Origin of the sequence: Solibacillus sp. FSL W7-1324 (assembly GCF_038008025.1) — a bacterium.
Classification (GTDB): Bacteria; Bacillota; Bacilli; order Bacillales_A; family Planococcaceae; genus Solibacillus.
In genome coordinates, this window is sequence record NZ_JBBOYH010000001.1 from 3457503 (window position 1) to 3480754 (window position 23252).

Sequence of the window (23252 nt, forward strand, 5' to 3'; positions counted from 1 at the left end):
TTTTAACTTTTAAAATTTAAGCTCTTCTCAGCCATCGCTTGTTTTAATTTAGGCATCGAAGAAGGTCCAATCCCATGCAATTGTAAAATTTCACTTTCCGTATATTCAGCAAGCTGCTCCAACTCGGTAATGCCCGCATTTATTAAGGCATTTCGTGCAGGTGAAGTTAAACGAGATAAAAATCCTTTTGACGGTTTATTAGCCTGCTCGCATTTAGGACAAGTTCCACAATCTGTACTTTTATAATATCGGTGTCCCTTTGGACAAATACGCAATGTTCGCTCCCTTTTCACCATTCTCACCAACTCTCGTTAAGCTTGATTTAATTACCGTTATTTTACCCTTAAAAAAAATCCGTTGCACGATTTTACGTACAACGGATTTTATAATTATGCTTCTACAAATTCAAGTGAATCTACATTACGGATCATATAGTCGAATGCACCTAAAGCAGCTGTTGCCCCAGAGCCCATCGAAATAACGATTTGCTTGTATACTGTATCTGTGCAATCGCCTGCTGCAAAAACTCCAGGAATATTAGTTGCACCGTGCTTATCGATAACAATTTCGCCATGCGCATTCATTTCTACAGTTCCTTCAAGGAATTCTGTGTTTGGCAATAAACCAATTTGAACGAATACACCTTGTAATTCGATATGCTTTTCTTCACCTGTCACAACATCTTTATACGTTAGACCATTTACTTTATCCGTTCCTGTAATTTCAGTAGTTGAAGCATTTGTAATTACTGTAACGTTTTTCAGGCCGCGAACACGCTCCTGCAACACTTTATCTGCCTTCAACTCACCGTTGCGTTGCAGTAACGTAACATGGTTAACAATACCCGCTAAGTCGATTGCTGCTTCTACGCCTGAGTTACCGCCGCCGATTACCGCAACATCTTTCCCTTTGAATATCGGGCCGTCACAGTGCGGGCAATACGCAACGCCTTTATTTTTAAACTCTTCCTCACCAGGTACACCAAGCTGACGATAGCGAGCCCCTGTAGAAAGGATAACTGTTTTCCCTTTTAATACCGCACCATTTTCTAACGTCACTTCGATCAGATCTTTTTTCTCGATTTTTGCCGCACGTTGCGATTTCATCACATCGATGTCATAGTCCAATACATGCGCTTCCAGGCTCGATACAAAAGCAGGACCTTCTGTAGCCTTTGTCCCGATAATATTTTCAATTGATAGCGTATCGTTAACCTGGCCACCGAAGCGTTCTGCCACGATACCCGTACGAATCCCTTTACGCGCTGAATAAATAGCAGCCGCAGAACCTGCAGGACCACCACCTACTACCAATACATCAAATACTTCTTTATCCGCAAATTCCGAGCCGTCCGATACTTCACCTAACTTTGTTAAAATATCTTCTAACTCCATACGACCGCCACCGAAGTTTTCGCCGTTTAAAAATACAGTAGGTACTGCCATAATGTCTCGGTCTTTAATTTCAGACTGGAATGCTCCACCTTCGATCATCGTGTTCGAGATGTTCGGGTTTAAAACTGCCATAATATTTAATGCCTGCACAACATCAGGACAGTTATGACAAGTTAAACTTACGTACGTTTCAAACTTCAATGGTTGCTTAATCGCCTGAATGCGTTTTACAACAGCTGCATCGATTTTCGGTGCGCGACCTGAAACTTGTAAAAGCGCTAAAACTAATGAAGTAAATTCATGACCAAGTGGTAATCCAGCAAACGTAACACCAGATTCCCCTTCGCCTACTTTATTAATACTGAAACTCGGTGTACGTTCTAATATTGCATGCTGTACCGTAATGCGGGGTGACATCTTTTCCAGCTCTTCAACTAAATTGAGCATTTCTTGCGATGTTTTGTCGTCATTAACACTCACTTTAATTAATAAATCACCTTCCAGCATTGATAAATACTGCTGTAACTGCGCTTTAATCTGATTATCTAACACTGCACAAGCTGCTGTATGAATACCACTTATCGTTCTCTCCCGAAAAATAAGCGGCGATTCTCTCTCTAATACAGCCAGCCTTCCACCTCTTTCCTATTTAATTTAGAAGGTAGAGAGCTTCCCATTCTTATCTCAAGTTAAAAACAGAGCGACAAAAACCAAGCCATAAAGGTTGTTTTTGTCGCTTACTTGTTTGTTATTTACTACTCAGATTAGATTTTACCTACAAGATCTAAGCTTGGTGTTAAAGTTTCGCCGCCTTCTTCCCATTTAGCTGGGCAAACTTCACCTGGATTGTTACGTACATATTGAGCCGCTTTAATTTTATTCACTAAAATTGAAGCGTCACGGCCGATACCGCCAGCATTAATTTCTAATGCTTGTACAACACCGTCTGGATCGATGATGAATGTACCGCGTTCTGCTAAACCGTCTTCTTCATTTAATACGTCAAACGCTTTAGAAATTGTATGAGATGGGTCACCAATCATGATGTACTCAATTTTACCGATTGCATCAGAAGTATCGTGCCATGCTTTGTGAGTGAAGTGTGTATCAGTCGATACAGAGTAAACTTCTACTCCTAAAGATTTTAAAGTAGCATATTCATTTTGTAAGTCTTCTAACTCAGTTGGGCAAACGAATGTGAAGTCTGCAGGGTAGAAGCATACTACTGACCATTGTCCTTTGAAGTTTTCTGAAGATACGTCGATGAATTCACCTTTGTGGAATGCTTTTGCAGCGAATGGTGCGATTTCTTTACCGATTAATGCCATTTTAAAATTCCTCCTATATAAATATCAATGAAATAATTATTATAAAATAATTATTATTACCATCTAAAATTATCTTATATTAGCTATATTTCGTCAACCTTCTATAAAATAAATTCAGTAAATACTTCTATATAAATTGCATATTTATGTCACACATTAATTAAGACCGAAACTAACTACGTAAAAATTCTACTTAGAATCATTATTTCTGTATATAAAACATTATTTCTGTATACCCATCTATTTAAAGTATAGTTATCGTTCTTATAACATTCTCCTCTTCTTCTGTAACTAGCAGCCAGAAATCTCTCTAAGCGTCGTCATTCTCGTTTAAGATACCTTTAATTAAATAAACGAGAAAAATGGACCGATCCACTCTCAATATTCCACCGCAAATAAAAAGGTCTATGCAGGATTCTTCCGTTTCCTGCATAGACCTTTTTAAATTAGTTTGTAAACGATAGGACAGCATTTTTGTACTTTGCTAAAAATGCAGCAGCCTCGCTTTTCGTTGCGTATTCGAACATACGAATATCATTTGGATTATTGAACACTGTTACTACCCACATATTTTACCGCTCCTTTTTCGTTTTTATTTTGTATAGGATAAGATTGCGTTTTTATATTTTTCTAATGTTGATGTTGCTTCCATCTTCGTCGTATATTCAAATATACGAATATCGTTTATATTGTTAAATACTGTTACTACCCACATGTTTCATTTCTCCTTTTTTATAAAACTGTATTATAAATAGTCGATTCTCCCGTGACAGTTGCAGTTTGTTATATAACACATTTCCTATTTTCTATATTACTCCTTTTAATTTAAAAAGAAACCCCCAATCCCCTATATTCACAATGTTTTCACAATTTATCTGATTAATTTGAACAATTTATGAATGCCTTGAATTTAATGTTTTAAACAAAAAACAGAAGAATAGATTATAAGCCAGCAAGTTCTGTTCTAGTACAGAAAAATAACGCTTACATTCAAAATTACGTTAAATTTGAATTAAAAAAGGAATGTACAGAGTTTTTGTACATTCCTTTTCCTTTTATGCTTTTCGCTGAATAATACCCATTGCAGTATTAGTCCAACGTTCTACCTCAGCTTGACGTTGAGGATCATTGTTTGCTTTCTTCATCACTTTCACAGTCGCATCGTGTGACACATCGCTTACTTGATCCAGTACCTTACCAGTCTGTTTGACAGATTGGATGACCGACTGGACAGATTCTTTTTTATACTCGATATCTGCCATCATGCGATTGACTGTTGTTGTTAATTTTGTTGTTTCGGTTTGAATAGGGTTCAGCTGTTTTTTGATTCCTTCAGCATGTGCCAACAGCAGTGTAACGACCTTTTTTATTGGCCCGATTACTACAACAATACAGACGATTAACAGAACTACAGCAATTCCCAGTACAACAAGGGACGCTATTAACCACGGATTCATAAAATATGCCTCCTTATTAAATTCCTTTATTCCTTACATATACCCAACTTACTCCTAACAATACACTAAATAATTCGTCATGTAAGTTAAAAAGAAACGGAAAATTTTTGATTAACTGTGCATGCCTATTATAAATAGCGTCTTGCGCCAGAATAGTTCTTTTTGTAGACACCATTGTTCATTGATTCAATTTTAACTTTTGATGCGTAGTGCGGTGCATGTAACATTTTACCGTCACCGATATAAAGGCCGACATGATAAACCTTCCCTTTGCCGCCATTATACGCAAAGAATACAAGGTCACCCGGTTTTAAATCCTTCTTCGCAACAGCTTTACCCCCTGTCGCCTGATAGAATGAATCCCTCGGAATCATGATACCGTGTGTACGGAAAACACCATATAAAATGCCCGAGCAGTCATATCCCCATGAAGAGGTGCCCGCCCAAAGATATGGTAACCCTAAATAACGCTTCGCTTCTTTAATGATTGTAGCAGCTGTCGGTTTAGGGACATCGCTATAGGAATCATACGATTTTGCTGCACTTTTCTTTAGTAGCTTGACCCCATCACCTGGTGTCTCTACATAATAATATTTTGCAGTCTCATCAATTACCGGCAAAATCGTCGCATAGCTGATCTGTAAAAATTTCGTTTTCGCATCTTTTTCTAACAGATTTGTTTTATCAGCAGTAATAATCGCAATACCGCAGTCATCATAGTTTTTGTTCGTTGCCACAATATGAGATTGTGGAACCCAGCCAGGATAGCCTGCCTTTAAATATGGTACATATTGATCTTTTGCCGCGACACGCTGCCATTTCCCTTTTGTTTCTAGCATTGATACTTCATCACCGTATAACGCCTGGGTATCTGTACGACCAACAAGCCATTTCTTTTGAGCTAAACTTAATGATGAAATCCATTTTTGCATTTCTACCGGATTTTTTGTCGAAGGATAGTCAACAGCACGTGCCTGGTCAGGTTTATTCCATAAGTTTGTTACTGCGACATCAACTACATAACGTTTTTTCTCCGTTTCCTTCACACAGCTTTGGAAGACAGGCTGTTCTGGTTCAGTAGGTCTTAATGATGGCTCAATAATTCTCGCAAGATATGAAACAAAATCCCCGCGTGTCATCAGCTCGTTCGGATTAAATTTTTGGTTTTTTGCCGGATATACAATTTTATTTGCCAACAATGCTTGAATTGCAGGTACGGCACTATGGTTTTTTGCAATATCCGTATAGGAGATTGCCGCCTGCCCAGTTAACTGAAACGCAGGCATCAAAATCTTTACCGCCTGTGCACGTGTTAATTTTGCATCCGGATTAAATTTCCCTTCAAATCCCGTCATCATCCCAAGCTCAGTTATTGCTGCAATGACTGGCATTCGCGGATCTTCGGCAGGAATGTCTAAATATGTAGGAATTGTTGTACTCATCTCTAAATCAATTTGCAGTGTACGTACGATAAACTCAGCCACTTCATAGCGTGTAATCGGATCATCTGCACGAAATTTTTCATTTGGTGATTGTATTACTCCACCTAAATTATTTAACACTGTCAGTTCTTCATCTAATTTAGAATCACTTTTTACATCAGAAAACATTTGGGCATAGCCTGTAGTTGCTGCAGCTGCTAACAGGAAACAAATTACCCCAATCTGAAATACAATTTTCCTTATACTGTTCATATTTCTACTCATCATTTCTCCCTAACCTCTCATATTATAAAAATTTAACGATCTATTAACGCGCTTACCCTTTCTTTCTAAATATAATAGTATTTATTGTAATTTTTTTCTATGTTATTTCGTTATTATTTTTTGATTTTTACAAATTTTTATTATTTTCTTTCTTTTAAATGATTCATATTTAGTTGGATTTTTTTCACGTGGAACATAAACTGACAACTTTCGATAAATTCGAACATTATTTTTTTGTAATATAAAAGACATCGTTACTTTAAATTTCTGTCGCAAACTAAACTATTTTATATTTTTCAAATGTTTTTATTGCATGTTACGTTACGTCAGCTTTTATACTACATACAAGGAGTGAGGACTTTATATTCAATCGGGGAGTTTTCTAAAAAGACCGGCATTACAATTCGTACTTTGCGTTACTACGGAGAAAAGGGGTTATTAGTACCTGCACGCATTTCGGAAGGCGGGCAGCGTTATTATAATGACGCCAATATTATCACTGTCCAAAAAATCGTGACTTTCAAATATCTTGATTATTCTTTGGAGGAAATTAAAGAGCTGCTCAAAAAAGACGATTCACTGCTTCAATCTTTGGAAAATCAAAAAGCACAGTTATTAAAGAAGAAAAAGCAGTTGGATCAAATGCTTGCAACGATTGATACGGCCATTCTCATTCACCAGGAAAGTGCGGCTGTTGATTCTACTACCTTACTGCTCATTATTCATAGTTTACTGACAGAGGATGCCCAGAAGGATTATTTAAAACAGTATATCCCGGAGCCGCTCATTGAACAGATCTACAATTATTTAGATATTAACTTCATTGAAATTAATCGGCGTTACATTGAAAGTCTCTATGAAATTAAGCAGGCTTTCCTGCATCCGCCAGATGATACGGAACTGAAACGACTAATTGAACAATTATTTTCTATTATTCCGGCAGAATTAACGAAAAGTTTAGCGCAGGAATTTGAAAAATATCCAAATGTCGATTTTGATAACTGGTTGTTTACAATTCCGCTTTCTGCTGAAGAAGAAAATTGGCTCTTGGAACAAGCTGCACGATTGAACATATTAGAGGGGGTTATTACATGAACGTTCAACTAAAACAATTATGGGAACTTATAAAAAAAAGCAAATTCCCCAAGAAGCTCGTCATTATTGTTTTTGTATTAAGTATTATCGAAACACTTGCTTCACTGGCTGTGCCGTTATTTACGATGAATATGATCAATGATTTCTCGACTTCAGGTTTTGCTTGGACAGCGGTCACTGCCGTTGCACTAATTTTAGTCATACAGGCGGTTCTTAGTGGATTGACTTACTTTCTGATGCGTATGCTCGGGGAACGGATTGTAGCAAATCTGCGAAATACACTATGGCAGCATATTTTACATTTAAAAACCCCTTACTTTGATGCCCATGAATCAGGGGAAACGATGAGCCGTATTACACAAGATACAAGCGTCGTAAAGGAACTTGTAACAGACCACCTGGTAAATTTTGTGTCGGGCATTTTCTCTATAATCGGGGCGATTGCAATTTTACTTTGGATCGACTGGAAAATGACGCTTCTTATGTTAATAGCCGTACCGCTTGCGATTTTTGTTACATTACCGCTTGGACAAAAAATGCATAAAATCGCTAAAGCCAATCAGGATGAACTTGCTTCATTCAGCGGGCATCTTGGACGTGTATTATCCAATATTCGACTTGTAAAATCTTCACAGACCGAACCATTGGAAAAAGAAAGGGGTGGAAACCGGATTGAGCAGCTTTACCGATTTGGTTTAAAGGAGGCGAAAATCCTCGCTATTTTATCTCCGATTATGACGCTCATTATGATGATTGTGCTGATTCTTTTATTCGGATATGGGGGAACACAAGTATCTTCGGGAGCAATATCTTCAGGAGCGCTTGTGGCGATAATGATTTACCTTGTGCAAATCATTATTCCCTTTACGCAAATGGCGACATTTTTTACAGCCTTACAGAAAGCGCTTGGAGCAACAGAACGTATTCAAGCAATTATCGCTCAGGCAACCGAAAAATTATCCGGTCTTTCAATTCCTGCTAAGGCACAAAATATCGTTTTTCAAAATGTAAAGTTCCAATATGCCGAGCAGCCTATTTTAAAAGGAATGAACTTTACGATTCCTTCCGGAAAGACAACCGCATTTGTAAGTAGCAGTGGCGGTGGAAAAACGACAATGTTTTCTTTAATCGAACGTTTTTATGAAGTAACAGAGGGGAAAATTTTATATGGACAGTCGAATATTGAAGAATATGATTTATATGAATGGCGAAAATTGTTTGGCTATGTGACGCAGGATGCACCACTTATGAATGGCTCAATCCGCGAAAATGTTTTGTACGGTCAAAGCGAAGCAACAGACGAACAAGTAATAGATGCATTGAAGGCCGCCTATGCCTATGAATTTGTCATGGCACTTGAACAAGGAATCGAAACAGAAGTTGGAGAAGGCGGTATTAAGCTTTCAGGGGGACAAAAGCAGCGGATTGCAATTGCCCGGGCAATATTACGCAATCCTCAAATATTGCTGCTTGATGAAGCGACATCCAATTTGGACAATGAATCCGAGCGCGAAGTACAGCTTGCATTGCATACATTAATGCAAAACCGGACGACGATCATTATTGCACATCGTCTTTCTACAATTACTAATGCCGACCAGATTTTACTGTTCGAAGACGGCCAGCTGTCAGGTGAAGGTACACACGCGGAGCTTATTGACTCCCATTCCTACTACAAACAGCTGTGGTCAAAAATGCAGATAGTTTAAAGTAAAAAAAGTGCTGCGAAGTATTCTTCGGAGCACTTTTTTTACTATAGAAAAACACATCAAATACTTTTGACGTGCAATGTATTAATTTTAAGCTTTCAATTGAGCGAACTGTATATTTTTACAGCGCTTTTTCAGCACACCCAATACTTCATTTAAAAAACTAATTTCATCCTTTTCGACCATCCAGGCGTTTTCATCATGCTGCGCGACATACGAACTGCTAACATATGGCGCATTTTCCGCAGTAATAAGACGCACATAACCGAATGTCATACCGGCTTCCTTGTAATCGACTCTCAATATGTCATCGTAAGAAATAGTTTTCATACGGGGCTTAGATTTATTTATAAATAGAAACTTTTCGCCGGCATAGTCAATTGTTATTTCTGTTTTATCAAGTATCACCTTATAGCCACCAAATAATTTAAAGCTATATGTTTTCATCGTTAACGACTCCATTTCAACTATCATTAGTTTTATTATACGGATTGTGCCGATGAATTTCTAACTTTTACATAGATTACTGAGCTAAAAGGTCCTCAACCGTAATTTTCCCATTGCTTGTTTTTAACTTTATAGTGTTTGCTCTAGTTCCATGCGAATAATGCGATGTTTTTTCATTATAAATGGATACAGATCCCCAAGCGGTCCAGCTATCAATTTCTATATTTTGAATTTTGCCTTCTGTACTCAATATTATTTGACCATTATCGGTTTCAAAATTTATAGGTGATTGGACAGTATTTAACTGTGCAACGATCCGGCCGTTTCGTGATCGTGCTTTAATTTCACCTAAAACATTTTTCATTTCGACACGTCCGTTATCTGAATCAAACTGAAGCTCTTGACCCTTCACATTCTCTGCGATAATCCGTCCATTATTTGAACTTGCCTTTACAAGATCAATATTCGTTTCTGTAAGCACCACTCGCCCATTAGCCGAATGGGCATCAAGAACTTTCCCTTGGATATAGTCTGTTAAGATGCGTCCATTATCTGATTGCAGGTAAAATTGCTGCGCGATTGTTTCCGACACTTTAATCCGTCCATTGTCATTATGAATCACAAGCTTTTCATACTGCTTTTTAGGCAGATAAACAACTGTATCTATTGTATTGATCGTTCCTATTATCGTAATAAACCAAAAACGGCGAACCTGTTCCTGACGCTTAATCGAGATATATAGCGTATCATCTTTGATCTGCATCGCTGCTTCTGTCAGGTGATCCTTATCCTTTGTTTCAATAAGAGCCTCTTCAGCGTCAGTAGGAACAATTACCACATTCACACCGTTAGCTTCAATTTCTACATTTTGGTACGGAATTAGCTTATCATTTTTTACAACCGCAACATTTTCCATGAAATCTTCTTCATCATATGAAGCAAGGAGCTCTTCCGCCAATTCTTCAATACTTCCAAATGATTTTATAATATCTTCTGTCGTTTTTCCTTCTGTACGACCATTTTCAAAATACTCTTCAAAGTCTCTGCGGATGTCATCTCTTTCTTGCTGTTGTAATTTTACTAAATGGTAATCAAGTAAATCCAAAAATTGCTGTTCGTTCATTTTATTCGCTCCCTTGAATTAAAGTATTTACACCTGAAATAAAACTTTCCCATTCATTACGTAAGCTCTGTAGTTGTTCAATCCCTAGTTCGGTAATTTGATAATATTTACGCGGCGGGCCTTCTGTGGACTCCATTAAATATGTTGTAAAAAGACCGTCTTTTGTTAACCTGCGCAACAGCGGGTATACCGCCCCTTCTGATATTTCGATTTGTGTAGAAATTGCTTGAACGAGTTCATATCCATACATATCTTTCTTTTCCAACAAGGCGAGGACACATAAATTCAGCACGCCTTTTTTAAATTGAGGATTCATTATTTCACCTCACTACTATTCATTATACAGTAGTTTAACAAACACTATTATTCATTGCAAGGTAGTATACAAAAAATAATTGTGCTAAGCGATCCCCCTTAGCACAATTATTCTTCATTAAAATCTTCTATATGGTCTGTCATTCGAAAAATGAATCGCTGTCCACATTAAAGTCGCAATTAATACTAGCTCAAAGGCATTTGTAATTGCGTCACTCCCAATATCAATCGGAAATGCACTACCGATTGTCATAACGATTGTCCCGACAAGCATCCACCACCATTTTCTTTTCCTGCCAAGCATGATTGCGGCAATTAATAAGGCGACAAGGACAATCAAAATCATTGGCGGCGGTCCGGACGCTGCTTCTGTTGTACTGTAGCTAAGTACACCATACGATTCTTCCGGAGCTAGTTCCAGTCCACTCAATTCCGCAAAATATTCTACAATCATGGCAACAATCCATAAGGCACCAAATGTAAAGGGAACCCAGTTCTTATAGGCGAAGTGTAGATTTGCCTCTTTCATTACAAATAATGAAAAAAGTATTAACGTAGGGGTAAAGATTGCATGAAGCCAAAAACGGCCATAGCTTAGGGTTTCAAGAAGGTCTCCCTCTCCGATGAGATGCCCTAACGCTAATATTGCATTATCGTAAATCAGAGCGGCAATAACTAAAAACAAAATGGCAGATGCCGTTTTTTTATGTTTTGCCATTCCCCAGGCGAAGATGGCAATATAGGCAATCGTGAAAAACCCGAAAATATAAGGATCCATCATATCCCTCCTTTTAATTTCTATTCTTTCCCCTTTACCCCGAAAGTAAGTTATTAAAAATTTCAAGGTTAGAAACAGCAAAGAGCGGGAATTATTCTTTAGATTATACGAGGAGGACTATTTATGGAATTACACAACGGTTTATTATTTTGGCCAACAACACTTTTAAAACAACCTCACACCAACCCACCAATCAAACCTCATTATGATGCAATTGTCGTAGGTGCGGGAATGAGCGGAATACTGACAGCGAAAGCACTAATTGATGAAGGCTTAACGGTAGCCGTTTTAGAACGAAACGAGATTGGCTCCGGCAGTACCTCGGCAAATACAGGATTACTTCAATATTCAAATGATATTCAACTACATGAACTAAGTGAAAAAATTGGAGAGGAGGATGCTGTACGCTTTTATAAACTTTGCTATGAAGCAGTTGACGAGATTGAAAAAATTGCACAACCTCTAAAAGATACTGCAGATTTTATACGACGTCCCAGCATCTGTTTTGCCAGTGAAAAAAAAGATGTATCAAAGCTGGAAAAGGAATGTGAAATGTTGGTGAAGAACGGATTCCCTGCTGAATTTTGGAATGAATTAGTTGTAGAAAAGCGCTTGCCATTTAAAGCTCCTGCCGCTTTGTACACACAAAATGATGCAGAAATAAATCCTTATAAGTTCGTTGTTTCACTAACTGAGCAGCTGATTGCAAAAGGACTCGATTTATTTGAAAATACGTATGCCAATGTGATTGAAGATGAGGGAAATGAGATCACTTTGCACACTATGAACGGAACCTTTACAACATCCCGCATTGTATACACGACCGGGTATGAGCGTCTTCCTTACGGAAAAATGAAGGGGGCTGACATTAACCGTTCTTATGCGATTGTGACAGAGCAAAAACCCGGCTTTGAAGGCTGGTATGAAAATGCACTCATTTGGGAAACAGCTCGCCCGTATTTATATATGCGAAAGACGGTAGATCACCGTGTAGTAATCGGCGGATTAGACGAAAAGAAAGCCGATCCTGCCAAAAATGAAACAAAAGTGGATGCAATGGCTAACGTGCTGCTGGATAAGCTACATGAGTTATTGCCTGATGAAAATTTCCATGCCCCATATAAATACTGTGCTTCCTTCGGCGAGTCTTTAGACCATCTCCCTTTTATCGGACAGCATCCAGAACAGCCGAATCACTATTACCTGCTCGGATTTGGCGGTAACGGTACGGTTTATAGTATGCTTGGCTCTCAAATTATTGCCGACTTAGTCATGAACCGTCCGAATGACGATGCGCGCCTTGTAACATTGGATCGAAAATATGGAATTAAATAACCTATCCCCTATTACTAGAATTGTATTTTTAATTTCTGCCTCTATGTTATAAGCTATAAGGAGAAGGGGGCCGTTTCATGATTTTTAAATCAAAAGTGGATATTTGGATAGCTATAGTTTTTATTTTTGTGCCCATCTCGATGATATACGGGATCATTACTGAACCAAGTGCTGTTTTGCTGCTTGTTACGGCACTTATAATTGTCCTATTATGCATCCTGTTTTTTGGTACAAAATACGTTATCGAAAAGGATGAACTCATCGTTTACGGCGGGATTTATAAAAAGCGTATTCCCATCAACCAAATCCGAAGCTTACGCCCATCGAAAAATCCTCTATCAGCTCCGGCTATGTCAATTGACCGGATAGAAATTACCTTTGACCCGCATATTCAAATCATTCTTGTCTCTCCAAAAGATAAGGAACTGTTTGTAAAAAAACTTCTCGAAATTAATCCAAGTATTACACTCATACCATAAAAAAATCCACGCAAATTGAAAGATCAATCTGCGTGGATTTTTATACGAGTATCCCCTTTTCGCTTAAACGTTGCGAAAAGTCATCGATCGTCAATGGGCGGCTATAATAGTAACCCTGTACAAATTCACAGTCAAACTCCCGTAAAAGGTGTAAGTCTTCATGTTCTTCGACACCTTCTGCCACTACTTTTAAATTAAGTGCGCGGGCCAAAGAAATCATCGCAGAAACCATCGCAATGTCTGCATTGTTTTTATACATTTCATGAATAAATGTACGATCGATTTTTAATAAGTCTACCGGGAACTTTTTTAAATAGCTCAATGAAGAGTAGCCAGTCCCAAAATCATCAATAGCTAACGTAATATCCATTTCATTCAATTGCTTAATTGTATGGAGCAAATCTGAATTTTGATCTAAAAAACTCATTTCTGTTATCTCGATTTCCAGCGCGCTTGGTGAAATTTCATGCTGCAATAAAATATGATTTAAGCGCTCGATAAAGTTATCTGCTTTCAAATGACTAGGCGAAATATTTACTGCTACGCGAAGATTTAAATTATACTGTTCATTCCATTCTGTTACTTGACGACCGGCTTTAGCAATAACCCACTCACTAATATCACTAATCAGCCCGAAATCCTCTGCAAATGGGATGAACTGATCCGGAGGTACAAAACCAAGCTCATCATCAAACCAGCGAATCAGTGCCTCCATACCTTCAATTTTGTTCGTTTGGAGATTCACTTTCGGTTGGTAATACAGTTCAAATGCCTCATTTTTAATGGCATCATGTAACTTTGTTTCCAATGTCAGTAGCTGGTTATGTGAAAAGCGCTGTTGTTTTTTATAGACGACAAAACCTTTATTGTTGCTTTTTTTCGCTTCATACATCGCAATATCTGCATATTTTAAAATATCTTGCGCTGAGTGCCCATGTTCCGGGTAATTTACCGCCCCGATGCTGATCGATGCATAAAACGCATGGTTATTTAAATTGAATTGGTGTTTAAATAACGCCTGTATATTTTCTGCAGTACTTTCTAACAGGTCTGAATCTCTTAATATACAGATAAATTCATCCCCACTTAAACGGTAAAAAGTCTGAAGCGGACTATTCAACGTTTTTGTTCGCTCTGCAATTTCTACTAAAAACATATCTCCAACACGATGACCTAAGCCATCATTAATATTTTTGAAACGGTTCACATCAAATAACATAAGTGAAAACGGTTGTTGCTCAACTTCGATCAGTGTTTTTAAATCATTAAGTAACATCCGGCGATTTGGCAGACCTGTCAAATCATCATGGTGTGCAATATGTATCATTTCCCCAATTTTCTTTTGTGCCGTAATATCGTTACGAATCGAAATATACTGATACGGTTTTCCTTTCTCATTCAAAAAAGGCACAATCGTCGTCTGTACCCAATATGTTGAACCATCCTTTGCGCGATTGCATACTTCCCCATGCCATGTCTTACCAGAACCGATCGTACGCCACATTTCCTTAAAAAATTTCTTAGGATGATAGCCAGAATTTAAAAGTCGGTGGTCTTTGCCAATGAGTTCACAACGTTCATATTTGGAAATTTTACAAAATCGGTCATTTACCATTGTAATAATGCCTCGTTGATCTGTAACAGCCAAAATGGACGACTCGTCTAATGCAACTTTAATATTTTGTAATTCCTCTACTGTTAGCTGCATTGAACTTAGCACATTTGTATCTTCTGTTTTCACCATCTATTCACCAACTTCTATTTAGTGATTCTTTTCTAATATATTTTCTAAAAATTTGCATTCTTCAAACCATAATTATAGTTCTTAGTTATTGATTTTGGTAGTTCTTTTAGATAATTTCGACTATTTTTTATAATTTTTTACTTTTTCTTTATATTTTTTACTTTCAGTTGGTCTCAGTTTCATTTGAAATCTATCCAATTTTTTACTTAAATATTCTATTAAAGTTCAACAATTTCTACTTTTACTGGAATATTCTGATAAAATAATAGTAATTTCCATTGAAAGGATTGATAAAAATGAGAACATTTACGAACGTGATTGAAAAGTAATCTTTCCACTCTTTTCAATCCATTATAAACAGAAAATTATTTGAAAAGAGGAAAACAATGTATACAGACCAGGAACTAATCATACGACCAATTTTAGAACAAGATATGGACCGTTTATGGGAACTCATTTATAAAGATGAGCAGCCAGAATGGAAAAAATGGGATGCACCGTATTATCCGCATAGAGCGATTCCATATGAACAATTTATCGAAACAATGCATGATTGGATCGGAAATACTAGCATGTGGGTTATTGAAGTATCGGGGGGTGTCCGTGGGATTATCTCCTACTACTGGGAACACGAACCGTCAAAGTGGCTTGAAATGGGCATCGTCCTGCATGAGGGACAATCATGGGGAAAAGGTATTGGAACACGGGCACTAAAATTATGGATTGCACATTTATTTCATACAATGCCATTAGTGCGTGTTGGCTTCACGACATGGTCAGGCAATGAACGCATGATTCGTGTAGGTGAAAAACTGGGGATGCAGCTTGAAGCCAAAATCCGTAAAGTTCGCTATTACGAAGGGCATTATTATGACTCGATACGCATGGGGTTACTTAGAGAAGAATGGGAAGCATTGAATAACGAATAATTTTTCAGGGGTGGAGAAGATGAGCGTAAAAGAGAAACTGCAAGCAAACTATGAGGATATGATAGAAATCCGAAGACATCTGCATATGTATCCGGAGCTGTCATTTAAAGAAGTGAATACACCAAAACTCGTTGCCGAAAAGCTTCGTTCCTATGGGATTGATGTGAAAGAGAATGTTGGGGGTAATGGCGTTGTAGGCTATTTAAAAGGTGCCTTTGATGGACCGACAATTGCGTTCCGCGCAGATTTTGACGCACTACCGATTCAAGATGAAAAAGATGTACCTTACAAATCGCAAGTCGATGGAGTAAGCCATGCTTGTGGTCATGATATCCATACAGCTGCACTACTCGGGTTGGCAAAATCACTTGCTGATAACCGTGACGCACTTCATGGCAATATCGTATTCATCCATCAATTTGCGGAAGAAGTCGTACCAGGTGGTGCAAAGGCAATGGTAGAAGCAGGATGTCTTGACGGTGTCGACTATGTGTACGGTTCTCATGTTTCATCGTGGAGCGAATTAGGCACTGTGCTGTTTTGTGAAGGCTACGCAATGGCAGCAGCCGACTTTTTTGAACTTACGATTCAAGGTAAAGGCGGGCATGGCGCATCTCCTCACGAAACAGTAGACCCGATTGTTGCAGCGGCACAATTTGTATTTGGTGTGCAGCCAATCGTCAGCAGAAATACTGATCCGATTGAATCTGCTGTTATTACAATTGGAAAAATTGAAAGTGGCACAGTCGGCAATGTCATCCCAGACAAAGCACATTTAACAGGAACAGTGCGTACATTCAATCCGGCAATTCGCGATATGGTAGAGCAAAATTTGAACAATTTGTGCAAAGCGATTGAAATTCAGTACGGTGCTACACTTGAATTTAAATATACTCGCGGCTATGACGCCGTATATAATCACCCGAACGAAACAGCTATGCTTCGCGAAGCTGTCTCAATAAACTTGCCGGACTTGCAAGTATTGAATGCTCCACCTCGTATGGGCGCAGAAGATTTCACTTATTATTTACAGGAAAAGCCCGGCACGTTTTTCTTCACAGGCGGCGGCAATCCGGAGATCGATGCCATCTACCCGCATCATCATCCAAGATTTGATGTTGATGAACAGTCTATGTTGAACATTGCGGATGTGTTTGTGGAAGCATTAAAGCTTCATGGGGTTGTAAAATAATTTCAACTCAAGCTGCTAGGTTCTTTAAGGAGGTGTTATAGAAAATGAAAAAAGAAAAAAATGAGCTTTTTGAATGGATTAAAGTTATCGCCATAACCGCCTTGTTTGTTGTAGCTATTCGAATGTTTATTTTCACTCCAATTGATGTGAAAGGTGCTTCCATGATGCCGACATATGAAGACGGAGACCGGATTATCGTCAATAAAATCGGAAAATCGCTTCATGATTTTGATCGATTCGATGTCATTGTGTTTGATGGTCTGGAAAGCGAATATTTTATTAAACGGATTATCGGACTTCCAGGTGACCATATCGAATATAAAGATGATGTACTTTATATAAATGGTCAGGAAATCGACGAACCTTATTTGGATGAATATAAGTCTGCTCTTAACGATCCTGGTGATTTGACTCTCGATTTCACACTGGAAGATATAGCTGGTGTATCAGAAATTCCGAATGACTATTATTTTGTTATGGGTGATAACCGCCGTAAAAGTAGTGACAGCCGAGATCCACGCATCGGGTTAGTCTCAAAAGATCAAATTCTCGGCTCTACATCGATCCGTTTTTACCCGCTCGACTCATTAGGTATTGTTAAATAATCAAAGAACATATGCCGTGACTGCCTTCATTAGCAGTCATGGTTTTTTTATTGCAATTGAATAAAATAAATTACAAAATGACATATATAAATTGCATTATGAATTATATAATGTATAATGAGATTAACAAAAACAAATATGGAGGGGATAAAATGGGGTTTTGGAACAAAAAGATAGTGGATGAGCGTGTGTACAACACGCAAAATAAAATTTACCGGGAAATCTATATACTTACGATAATCATTGTTATCGCTTCAATTGCGGTTAAATTTTACCTTTCCGGAATAAGTATGGAGTCTGTTGCAACAGAAATGGTCATTTTAATATGTGGGAGTTTATATTACGGCTTCCGTTCGGCGCAACTCGGGGTATTTTCGGATGAAGTTGAACTTCATGATGCCAACAGTAAGTTTTCATACAGTACAAAACAGCTTATTGTCGGTATTGGTTTAGGTCTGATCATCGCACTTTTCATGGGAGTTAACAGTGCATACCAATATGCGGACAGTTCTGCTCAAGCAATTGAATATTTCTTTATAGTGTTTATTGTTTCGCTTATGATTTACGTTCCATTCTATTTACTGCTTTTATTTGGTGCCTATAAAAGCGCATTGAATAAAAGTCAAAAAGTGAACCGTAAAATGCTTGAAGATGATGATGCGGGGCGAAAACGATGAAAAATATTCGCTTGAAAATGGCTCGAATTGAACATGATCTATCACAGGATGAACTCGCAAAAAAGGTTGGGGTTACACGCCAAACAATTGGTCTCATCGAGCTTGGCAAGTATAATCCGACATTAAGTGTCTGTATCGCCATATGCAGAACATTAAACAAGACTTTGGATGAACTGTTTTGGGATGAACAGTCAGAATAACAGCAACGACAAAAAGAGGAGTGCAAAAGTTATTTCACTTTTACACTCCTTTTGCTATAGCTCAAGCTTGTACAGCTGATCATCTTTTTCTCCTGGTGTACCGCGCCCGTCTGTATTATTCGTAATCCAATACAATGTATGATCTTCAATCCAGACATCGCGGATTCTTCCCATATTATTGACGATTTCTTTTACCTCTTTTGTCTGCAAATCAAATTCAAGGACTGCTGTTCCCCGCAGTGCCGCAACATATAGCTTGTTGTTGAAGAATGCCATACCGGAAGGGGCCCATGTATGTTCACTACCTGATGTAAATAAAGGAGATATGAATCCTTCCTGCGTTTGTTCTCCTTCTATTGATGGCCAGCCATAATTCTGCCCAGCTTCAATTTTATTGATTTCATCATTTGCGCTTTGTCCATGCTCACTTGCATACATTGTGCCGTCCGGTGACCACGTAATACCTTGCGGGTTTCGATGTCCGTAACTGTATACGTATGAATTCGGAAAAGGATTGTCGTCCGGAATGCTCCCATCTAAGTTCAGGCGCAATATTTTTCCGCCGAGTGTAGACAAGTCCTGTGCTGTTTGAGGATTCGATGCATCACCTGCTGTCGCATAAAGCTTCTGATCCGGACCAATTTTCACACGTCCTCCGTGATGATACGTACCACTAGGGATTCCATCGAGAAGTACACTTTTTTCCAGCCATTTATTATTTTCAAGGAAAAGCAATACAATCCGGTTAAATTGGTCACTCCCCTTTTCATACGTATAATACGCATATGCCTCATTTGATTGTTCAAAATCCGGTGCTAATACAAAGCCAAGAAGCCCTGCCTCTGAAGCAGTGGAAAGCATTCTTTCAAGCTTCACTTCCTGCCTTGTCACTTCTCCTTGCTCCACTTTTGCAATATGCCCTGTTCGCTCCGTTATATAAAAAGCGTCCCCAAGTTTATTAATAGCCCATGGTGCCTCTAAATTAGCAGAGATTGTTTCGTATTGCACCAACGTTTGCGAACTATTCCTTTCACTGGACACAGATCCCTTCTCATTTGTAGAACATCCTGTTAGACATACTAGGGAAATACCTAATCCAAAGAATAACTGTTTCACAGAAAAACCTCCTTCACGGTACAAATCGCCTCAAGGATTCTTCATTTAAAAATCTATGAAAAACGGGTGTTTCGTTGCATCTAAACAATATTCTATTCTTTGGCGAAAGTTTCCGGCCGTCACCATTTCCAATGCCTTTTCCATGGGGAAATAACCGACTTCCAGACTTTCCGGTGAAGTTGTCGGTGTCCCCCCGATTGGTTTTGCCAGAAAAAGTGTATTGCAAATACATTTCTCTACATTTTGAAAAATACCGCAGAATTTAAGTATTTCTACGTCAATTCCCGATTCCTCTTTTGTTTCCCTAATCGCTGCAGCAGTCAAAGATTCGCCTTCTTCTACTTGACCGCCAGGCATTTCCCATCCTCTTTTAGGTCCTTTTATAAGCAGAATCTCATTTTTACTGTTCAGTACAATTGTTGCGGCAGACACAATATGTTTTGGCGTTGTATTTATTTTCTGCTGAATTTGTTCCAATTTCATCAGTCCTTTTAAAAGTATCATTATCGCTTATTTTAAAAGGTTCTAGATAGAAAATTTAAAACCCTGCCATTAATAGAATGTTTCTTTAAGCCTGCATACTCTAATTAAAATATTCTTCAGCTAAAATAGCTAAGTAATCCATATCTTCATATATATCGTCCTTTAAAAACTCCTGTCTGTGGCGTCCTTCCCACACCATGCCGGACTTCTCCATTACTTTTCTTGATGCGACATTTCTAACCATGCAACGGCTGTAAATTCGATTTAACTGATGTTCCTGAAATCCGTAATCTATTATTTTTTTACACGCTTCTGTTGCATAGCCGTTACCCCACTCTGCGACATCGATAAAATAACCTACCTCTGCATTACGGTGGTTTTTTGAAACTGTTACGAGTCCGCAATTCCCGATATAGCGGCCGTTCTCTTTTAAAAACACAGCAAACTCATAGGCTGTCCCTTGCTCAAAGCTTTTTTGCAAATAGGAAATCCACTGATCAACGACTTCCCGTGGGTACGGATGCGGAATCATGACCATCGTATCCGCGATTTCCCTATGCTTTACCACTTCATAAATAGCATCCGCAAATTCAATTTCATATGGCTTTAATATGAGTCTTTCCGTTTCTAAAATCATTTCCTCATCCCCTAAACTATTTAATGAAATATTCCATATAAATATCATTTTCCTTAAAACCGATTTTTTTGTATAACGGTTTTCCCATCGGTGAGGAAATCAAAAATATGTGGTGCACATTTCTTTCTTGTGCTTCTGCCAGCAACCGCTCCACCAACTGTTTGGCAAGCCCTCTACCCCTGCTTTCCGGGACTGTATACATATTTAAAATATAGCCGCGAATTCCTGTAGGATTGGAATAACTAGGGGGAAAAGAAATAAACTGAATGCCCCCTGTAGCGATCGCACGTTTCTCTTCCTCGATAATCCATTGAACAAATTGATTAGAGTTTAATTGCTTATCAAAGAAGCTTCTTAATTGTTCATCGATATTGGAAGATACTGTTTGCCCTTCCTCCACTAATAATCGTTTGCGTAAATCTATTAATATTTCCATATCTTCTGTAGTAGCCAATCGAAACTCCATTTATATCCACCTTTCTGATTTTATGAATCTCTTCTATTCCCTATCTATCATGACGATCTTTTTCGTTTTGAACTTTTCTGAAACAGCATAAATTAGTGTGATTACAAGTGCTGTAATACATGGATAACCTATCATCACAACAATGTTTGTATGTTCGACTAAACTGAATTCCCCCCACTCAAGCCATAGACGCCAGCCCATTCCAAGAGCACTGAATAACAACGAAATTAAGAAAACCAATTCTATTTTGTGAACAAAAATCCCTACAAAAACATTTGCAACAACAATATAGATTAGAAACACTATCAATGTAGAGCCTAAATCAAATCCCTTTAAACTTGGAATAACAAAAGTAAAAGATATTCCCGTAAAAAATAGAATCGTAATGAGATTAAAAATCAAGAAATGTTTTCTATTCTTTTCTATTTTTTTATACGCATCTGTATCAAACATTCCATTCACCTCTTTTACTTATTGTAACAATTAATGGAATATAGAGGAGCAGTAAATCGCTTTATGCACTCAGAAACTTTCCGAATTTTCCGACGTCTATAGTATATATTGCGGAAAAAAGAGGAGGATTAACATGCGGAAATTAAACTCAATCTTTTTAAAAACTGTTATTATTTCAACGGGTATACTTGTGTTGTTATTATGTGTATTTGTTTTACCGTGGTTAGCTCAGGAAACTGCGCATTTAAATCCGGAAGTTGCTTACCTTCAATATCCGATTTTGCTTGGTATGTATGCGACCGCTATTCCGTTTTTTTATGCGCTTTATGAAACTTTGAAGATGATTACTATTATTGAGCGGGAGTCTGTTTTCTCCAGTCGTCTTGAACAGGGGTTAAACTATATTAAATATTGCGCCTATGCCATTCTTACTTTGTACATTTCGGGTTTCTTTCTACTCGATTATACAAATGCACTGCCTCCGTTAGTTGCGGCAATTGGTATTGTGATCATTTTAATTACAATTCTCATTGCTACAGGTGCGGCATTTTTAAAACATGAACTTATAAAAAGCCGATTGAATATAAATTAAAAACAACCACTCCGATCATCTTTCGGAGTGGTTGTTCGATTCTATTATTTTACTTCACTAATCTCCAACAGCTTTTCTGCCGTGCCATTCACACTTCCATATGCATCGTTCAGTTCATGCATACTTGTTGCAAACTGTTCTGTAAACGCTGCGATTTGGCTTGTCGTTCCATTTACATCTTCAATGGAAACACGAATATTATTTAACTGCGCAGCAATTTTTTCTGCGCTTTCTTTGCTGTTCTGCGCCATTTTTTGAATTTCCTTCGCTACAACTGCAAAGCCTCTTCCATGCTCACCAGAACGGGCAGCCTCAATTGATGCATTTAATCCTAAAATTTGTGATTTCGATGCAATCCCTTTTACAAGCTCGACCATTTGATTAATTTCCCCTATATCTGCGGTCATCGTTTCTGTAGATGTGACAAGCCCGTCCAAACGATTTGAAACATCCATGCTCGCTGAGGTTAACTCTTCATTCGTCGCTGTCATTTCCTCTACTGCACTCGATAACTCTGTGGCTAATTGGCGCATAGAATCCATTTTTTCATTTGAAATAATGGCACTTACGACCCCAATTATTTCCCCGTTATCAAAAATAGGCTGTGCTGTTGAAATATAAGCAAACCCAAATTTTTCAGGACCTTTTTCTTTTCTTAAAAAACGTTGGGATGTTAACGCCCGCTCTGTAACGGTCCCTCGGAAGTTCTCCAGTTTCATCCCTACAGCAATTTTCAAATCAATGACCTGACCTGGCTGATATCCGATAACCTCAGATTTATTCGCTACAACGATACATGCATCTTCCGGAAAAGTTGCCTGATATAACTCCATCGTATCTACTACTGCTTGTAATTTTGTATGCATCATCCATCTCCCCTTTATAAGTATTATATACTAAATAATGATATAGAAATATTTCAATTTTCAAAATACCATTCTATCATCAGATCAACATTTTTCCATGAAAAAATCCCCTCCTCTACTAAATAG

28 protein-coding genes are annotated in these 23252 nt (G+C 38.1%); 10 read left to right on the top strand and 18 right to left on the bottom strand.

Translation table 11 applies throughout. The features are described 5' to 3' along the window. Positions 1–2 precede the first annotated feature (2 nt). The 7 genes from MKY71_RS17235 to MKY71_RS17265 all read right to left on the bottom strand — a co-directional run bounded on the left by MKY71_RS17235 (position 3) and on the right by MKY71_RS17265 (position 5888). Positions 3–296, bottom strand: a complete 294-nt coding sequence (locus MKY71_RS17235) for an RNA polymerase alpha subunit C-terminal domain-containing protein (protein ID WP_445265727.1) — start codon at positions 294–296, stop codon at positions 3–5. A gap of 93 nt (positions 297–389) precedes the next feature. After that, positions 390–1946 (bottom strand): alkyl hydroperoxide reductase subunit F, encoded by a 1557-nt coding sequence (ahpF, locus tag MKY71_RS17240; RefSeq protein WP_340733468.1) that lies wholly within the window; start codon positions 1944–1946, stop codon positions 390–392. A gap of 212 nt (positions 1947–2158) precedes the next feature. Continuing rightward, on the bottom strand, positions 2159–2722 hold the full coding sequence (gene ahpC, locus MKY71_RS17245) for an alkyl hydroperoxide reductase subunit C (RefSeq protein ID WP_339174218.1): 564 nt from the start codon (positions 2720–2722) through the stop codon (positions 2159–2161). A gap of 446 nt (positions 2723–3168) precedes the next feature. After that, complete coding sequence (locus tag MKY71_RS17250) at positions 3169–3291, bottom strand: hypothetical protein (protein ID WP_339174221.1); 123 nt, start codon at positions 3289–3291, stop codon at positions 3169–3171. 23 nt (positions 3292–3314) lie between these two features. Beyond that, on the bottom strand, positions 3315–3437 hold the full coding sequence (locus MKY71_RS17255) for a hypothetical protein (RefSeq protein ID WP_339174224.1): 123 nt from the start codon (positions 3435–3437) through the stop codon (positions 3315–3317). A gap of 340 nt (positions 3438–3777) precedes the next feature. Next, on the bottom strand, positions 3778–4179 hold the full coding sequence (locus MKY71_RS17260) for a DUF948 domain-containing protein (RefSeq protein ID WP_339174226.1): 402 nt from the start codon (positions 4177–4179) through the stop codon (positions 3778–3780). Between the two features lie 128 nt (positions 4180–4307). Then, a complete protein-coding gene (locus MKY71_RS17265; RefSeq protein WP_340733469.1) occupies positions 4308–5888 on the bottom strand; it encodes an NlpC/P60 family protein in 1581 nt (526 codons plus the stop codon). A gap of 348 nt (positions 5889–6236) precedes the next feature. On the opposite strand from MKY71_RS17265, the gene MKY71_RS17270 reads away from it, so the two are divergent. After that, positions 6237–6980 (top strand): MerR family transcriptional regulator, encoded by a 744-nt coding sequence (locus tag MKY71_RS17270; RefSeq protein ID WP_340733470.1) that lies wholly within the window; start codon positions 6237–6239, stop codon positions 6978–6980. Further along, positions 6977–8689, top strand: a complete 1713-nt coding sequence (locus MKY71_RS17275) for an ABC transporter ATP-binding protein (protein ID WP_339174235.1) — start codon at positions 6977–6979, stop codon at positions 8687–8689. Before MKY71_RS17270 ends, MKY71_RS17275 begins: the two co-directional genes overlap by 4 nt. 90 nt (positions 8690–8779) lie before the next feature. Here MKY71_RS17275 and MKY71_RS17280 read toward each other — a convergent pair whose 3' ends face one another. From MKY71_RS17280 to MKY71_RS17295, 4 genes are all read right to left on the bottom strand, one after another. Then, entirely contained in the window at positions 8780–9136 is a 357-nt protein-coding gene (locus tag MKY71_RS17280; RefSeq protein ID WP_339174238.1) for a hypothetical protein, read from the bottom strand. Positions 9137–9212: 76 nt separating this feature from the next. After that, positions 9213–10259, bottom strand: coding sequence for a DUF4097 family beta strand repeat-containing protein (locus MKY71_RS17285; RefSeq protein ID WP_340733472.1), 1047 nt, complete (start codon positions 10257–10259; stop codon positions 9213–9215). A gap of 1 nt (position 10260) precedes the next feature. After that, the gene (locus tag MKY71_RS17290) at positions 10261–10575 is read right to left on the bottom strand and encodes a PadR family transcriptional regulator (RefSeq protein ID WP_339174242.1); all 315 of its coding nucleotides are present in this window, start codon (positions 10573–10575) and stop codon (positions 10261–10263) included. A gap of 117 nt (positions 10576–10692) precedes the next feature. Then, positions 10693–11352, bottom strand: a complete 660-nt coding sequence (locus MKY71_RS17295; protein ID WP_339174244.1) for a phospholipid phosphatase — start codon at positions 11350–11352, stop codon at positions 10693–10695. Positions 11353–11475: 123 nt separating this feature from the next. Here MKY71_RS17295 and MKY71_RS17300 point away from each other — a divergent pair, with 123 nt between their 5' ends. Together MKY71_RS17300 and MKY71_RS17305 are read left to right on the top strand one after the other, a co-directional pair. Further along, positions 11476–12687 carry an NAD(P)/FAD-dependent oxidoreductase gene (locus MKY71_RS17300; RefSeq protein ID WP_339174245.1) on the top strand — a complete coding sequence of 404 codons (1212 nt, stop codon included), beginning with the start codon at positions 11476–11478 and terminating at the stop codon, positions 12685–12687. Between the two features lie 77 nt (positions 12688–12764). Then, positions 12765–13166 carry a PH domain-containing protein gene (locus MKY71_RS17305; RefSeq protein WP_340733475.1) on the top strand — a complete coding sequence of 134 codons (402 nt, stop codon included), beginning with the start codon at positions 12765–12767 and terminating at the stop codon, positions 13164–13166. A gap of 40 nt (positions 13167–13206) precedes the next feature. Here the strand turns inward: MKY71_RS17305 and MKY71_RS17310 are convergent, their stop codons facing one another. Next, the gene (locus tag MKY71_RS17310; protein WP_339196455.1) at positions 13207–14910 is read right to left on the bottom strand and encodes a sensor domain-containing protein; all 1704 of its coding nucleotides are present in this window, start codon (positions 14908–14910) and stop codon (positions 13207–13209) included. A 386-nt stretch (positions 14911–15296) separates the two neighbouring features. On the opposite strand from MKY71_RS17310, the gene MKY71_RS17315 reads away from it, so the two are divergent. The 5 genes from MKY71_RS17315 to MKY71_RS17335 all read left to right on the top strand — a co-directional run bounded on the left by MKY71_RS17315 (position 15297) and on the right by MKY71_RS17335 (position 18513). Beyond that, positions 15297–15839 carry a GNAT family N-acetyltransferase gene (locus MKY71_RS17315; RefSeq protein ID WP_340733477.1) on the top strand — a complete coding sequence of 181 codons (543 nt, stop codon included), beginning with the start codon at positions 15297–15299 and terminating at the stop codon, positions 15837–15839. A gap of 19 nt (positions 15840–15858) precedes the next feature. Then, on the top strand, positions 15859–17031 hold the full coding sequence (locus MKY71_RS17320; protein ID WP_340733478.1) for a M20 metallopeptidase family protein: 1173 nt from the start codon (positions 15859–15861) through the stop codon (positions 17029–17031). Positions 17032–17075: 44 nt separating this feature from the next. Further along, on the top strand, positions 17076–17636 hold the full coding sequence (lepB, locus tag MKY71_RS17325; RefSeq protein WP_339174260.1) for a signal peptidase I: 561 nt from the start codon (positions 17076–17078) through the stop codon (positions 17634–17636). A 152-nt stretch (positions 17637–17788) separates the two neighbouring features. Beyond that, positions 17789–18313 (top strand): DUF6773 family protein, encoded by a 525-nt coding sequence (locus MKY71_RS17330; protein ID WP_340733479.1) that lies wholly within the window; start codon positions 17789–17791, stop codon positions 18311–18313. After that, a complete protein-coding gene (locus tag MKY71_RS17335) occupies positions 18310–18513 on the top strand; it encodes a helix-turn-helix transcriptional regulator (protein WP_079523390.1) in 204 nt (67 codons plus the stop codon). Before MKY71_RS17330 ends, MKY71_RS17335 begins: the two co-directional genes overlap by 4 nt. Positions 18514–18567: 54 nt before the next feature. On the opposite strand, the gene MKY71_RS17340 is transcribed toward MKY71_RS17335, so the two are convergent. The 5 genes from MKY71_RS17340 to MKY71_RS17360 form a co-directional block, all read right to left on the bottom strand. Further along, the gene (locus MKY71_RS17340; RefSeq protein ID WP_339196463.1) at positions 18568–19629 is read right to left on the bottom strand and encodes a PQQ-dependent sugar dehydrogenase; all 1062 of its coding nucleotides are present in this window, start codon (positions 19627–19629) and stop codon (positions 18568–18570) included. A 45-nt stretch (positions 19630–19674) separates the two neighbouring features. Further along, positions 19675–20106, bottom strand: a complete 432-nt coding sequence (locus MKY71_RS17345; protein WP_339196465.1) for an NUDIX hydrolase — start codon at positions 20104–20106, stop codon at positions 19675–19677. A 106-nt stretch (positions 20107–20212) separates the two neighbouring features. Next, a complete protein-coding gene (locus MKY71_RS17350; RefSeq protein ID WP_339196467.1) occupies positions 20213–20749 on the bottom strand; it encodes a GNAT family N-acetyltransferase in 537 nt (178 codons plus the stop codon). Positions 20750–20765: 16 nt separating this feature from the next. After that, the gene (locus MKY71_RS17355) at positions 20766–21215 is read right to left on the bottom strand and encodes a GNAT family N-acetyltransferase (RefSeq protein WP_339196469.1); all 450 of its coding nucleotides are present in this window, start codon (positions 21213–21215) and stop codon (positions 20766–20768) included. 33 nt (positions 21216–21248) lie between these two features. Beyond that, the gene (locus MKY71_RS17360) at positions 21249–21668 is read right to left on the bottom strand and encodes an ABC transporter permease (protein WP_340733481.1); all 420 of its coding nucleotides are present in this window, start codon (positions 21666–21668) and stop codon (positions 21249–21251) included. A 133-nt stretch (positions 21669–21801) separates the two neighbouring features. Between MKY71_RS17360 and MKY71_RS17365 the strand changes: the two genes are divergently transcribed. Continuing rightward, on the top strand, positions 21802–22260 hold the full coding sequence (locus tag MKY71_RS17365) for a DUF2975 domain-containing protein (protein WP_339196473.1): 459 nt from the start codon (positions 21802–21804) through the stop codon (positions 22258–22260). Positions 22261–22304: 44 nt separating this feature from the next. On the opposite strand, the gene MKY71_RS17370 is transcribed toward MKY71_RS17365, so the two are convergent. Then, positions 22305–23126: a methyl-accepting chemotaxis protein gene (locus MKY71_RS17370; protein ID WP_340733482.1), complete on the bottom strand. Its 822-nt coding sequence runs from the start codon at positions 23124–23126 to the stop codon at positions 22305–22307. Positions 23127–23252 lie beyond the last annotated feature (126 nt).

Coding starts and splice junctions, on each gene's coding strand:
- MKY71_RS17235 (WP_445265727.1), bottom strand. CDS start 296: ATGGTGAAAAGGGAGCGAACATTGCGTATTTGTCCAAAGGGACACCGA.
- ahpC (WP_339174218.1), bottom strand. CDS start 2,722: ATGGCATTAATCGGTAAAGAAATCGCACCATTCGCTGCAAAAGCATTC.
- MKY71_RS17250 (WP_339174221.1), bottom strand. CDS start 3,291: ATGTGGGTAGTAACAGTGTTCAATAATCCAAATGATATTCGTATGTTC.
- MKY71_RS17255 (WP_339174224.1), bottom strand. CDS start 3,437: ATGTGGGTAGTAACAGTATTTAACAATATAAACGATATTCGTATATTT.
- MKY71_RS17260 (WP_339174226.1), bottom strand. CDS start 4,179: ATGAATCCGTGGTTAATAGCGTCCCTTGTTGTACTGGGAATTGCTGTA.
- MKY71_RS17265 (WP_340733469.1), bottom strand. CDS start 5,888: ATGATGAGTAGAAATATGAACAGTATAAGGAAAATTGTATTTCAGATT.
- MKY71_RS17275 (WP_339174235.1), top strand. CDS start 6,977: ATGAACGTTCAACTAAAACAATTATGGGAACTTATAAAAAAAAGCAAA.
- MKY71_RS17280 (WP_339174238.1), bottom strand. CDS start 9,136: ATGAAAACATATAGCTTTAAATTATTTGGTGGCTATAAGGTGATACTT.
- MKY71_RS17285 (WP_340733472.1), bottom strand. CDS start 10,259: ATGAACGAACAGCAATTTTTGGATTTACTTGATTACCATTTAGTAAAA.
- MKY71_RS17290 (WP_339174242.1), bottom strand. CDS start 10,575: ATGAATCCTCAATTTAAAAAAGGCGTGCTGAATTTATGTGTCCTCGCC.
- MKY71_RS17295 (WP_339174244.1), bottom strand. CDS start 11,352: ATGGATCCTTATATTTTCGGGTTTTTCACGATTGCCTATATTGCCATC.
- MKY71_RS17300 (WP_339174245.1), top strand. CDS start 11,476: ATGGAATTACACAACGGTTTATTATTTTGGCCAACAACACTTTTAAAA.
- MKY71_RS17305 (WP_340733475.1), top strand. CDS start 12,765: ATGATTTTTAAATCAAAAGTGGATATTTGGATAGCTATAGTTTTTATT.
- MKY71_RS17310 (WP_339196455.1), bottom strand. CDS start 14,910: ATGGTGAAAACAGAAGATACAAATGTGCTAAGTTCAATGCAGCTAACA.
- MKY71_RS17315 (WP_340733477.1), top strand. CDS start 15,297: ATGTATACAGACCAGGAACTAATCATACGACCAATTTTAGAACAAGAT.
- MKY71_RS17320 (WP_340733478.1), top strand. CDS start 15,859: ATGAGCGTAAAAGAGAAACTGCAAGCAAACTATGAGGATATGATAGAA.
- lepB (WP_339174260.1), top strand. CDS start 17,076: ATGAAAAAAGAAAAAAATGAGCTTTTTGAATGGATTAAAGTTATCGCC.
- MKY71_RS17330 (WP_340733479.1), top strand. CDS start 17,789: ATGGGGTTTTGGAACAAAAAGATAGTGGATGAGCGTGTGTACAACACG.
- MKY71_RS17335 (WP_079523390.1), top strand. CDS start 18,310: ATGAAAAATATTCGCTTGAAAATGGCTCGAATTGAACATGATCTATCA.
- MKY71_RS17350 (WP_339196467.1), bottom strand. CDS start 20,749: ATGATTTTAGAAACGGAAAGACTCATATTAAAGCCATATGAAATTGAA.
- MKY71_RS17355 (WP_339196469.1), bottom strand. CDS start 21,215: ATGGAGTTTCGATTGGCTACTACAGAAGATATGGAAATATTAATAGAT.
- MKY71_RS17360 (WP_340733481.1), bottom strand. CDS start 21,668: ATGTTTGATACAGATGCGTATAAAAAAATAGAAAAGAATAGAAAACAT.
- MKY71_RS17365 (WP_339196473.1), top strand. CDS start 21,802: ATGCGGAAATTAAACTCAATCTTTTTAAAAACTGTTATTATTTCAACG.
- MKY71_RS17370 (WP_340733482.1), bottom strand. CDS start 23,126: ATGCATACAAAATTACAAGCAGTAGTAGATACGATGGAGTTATATCAG.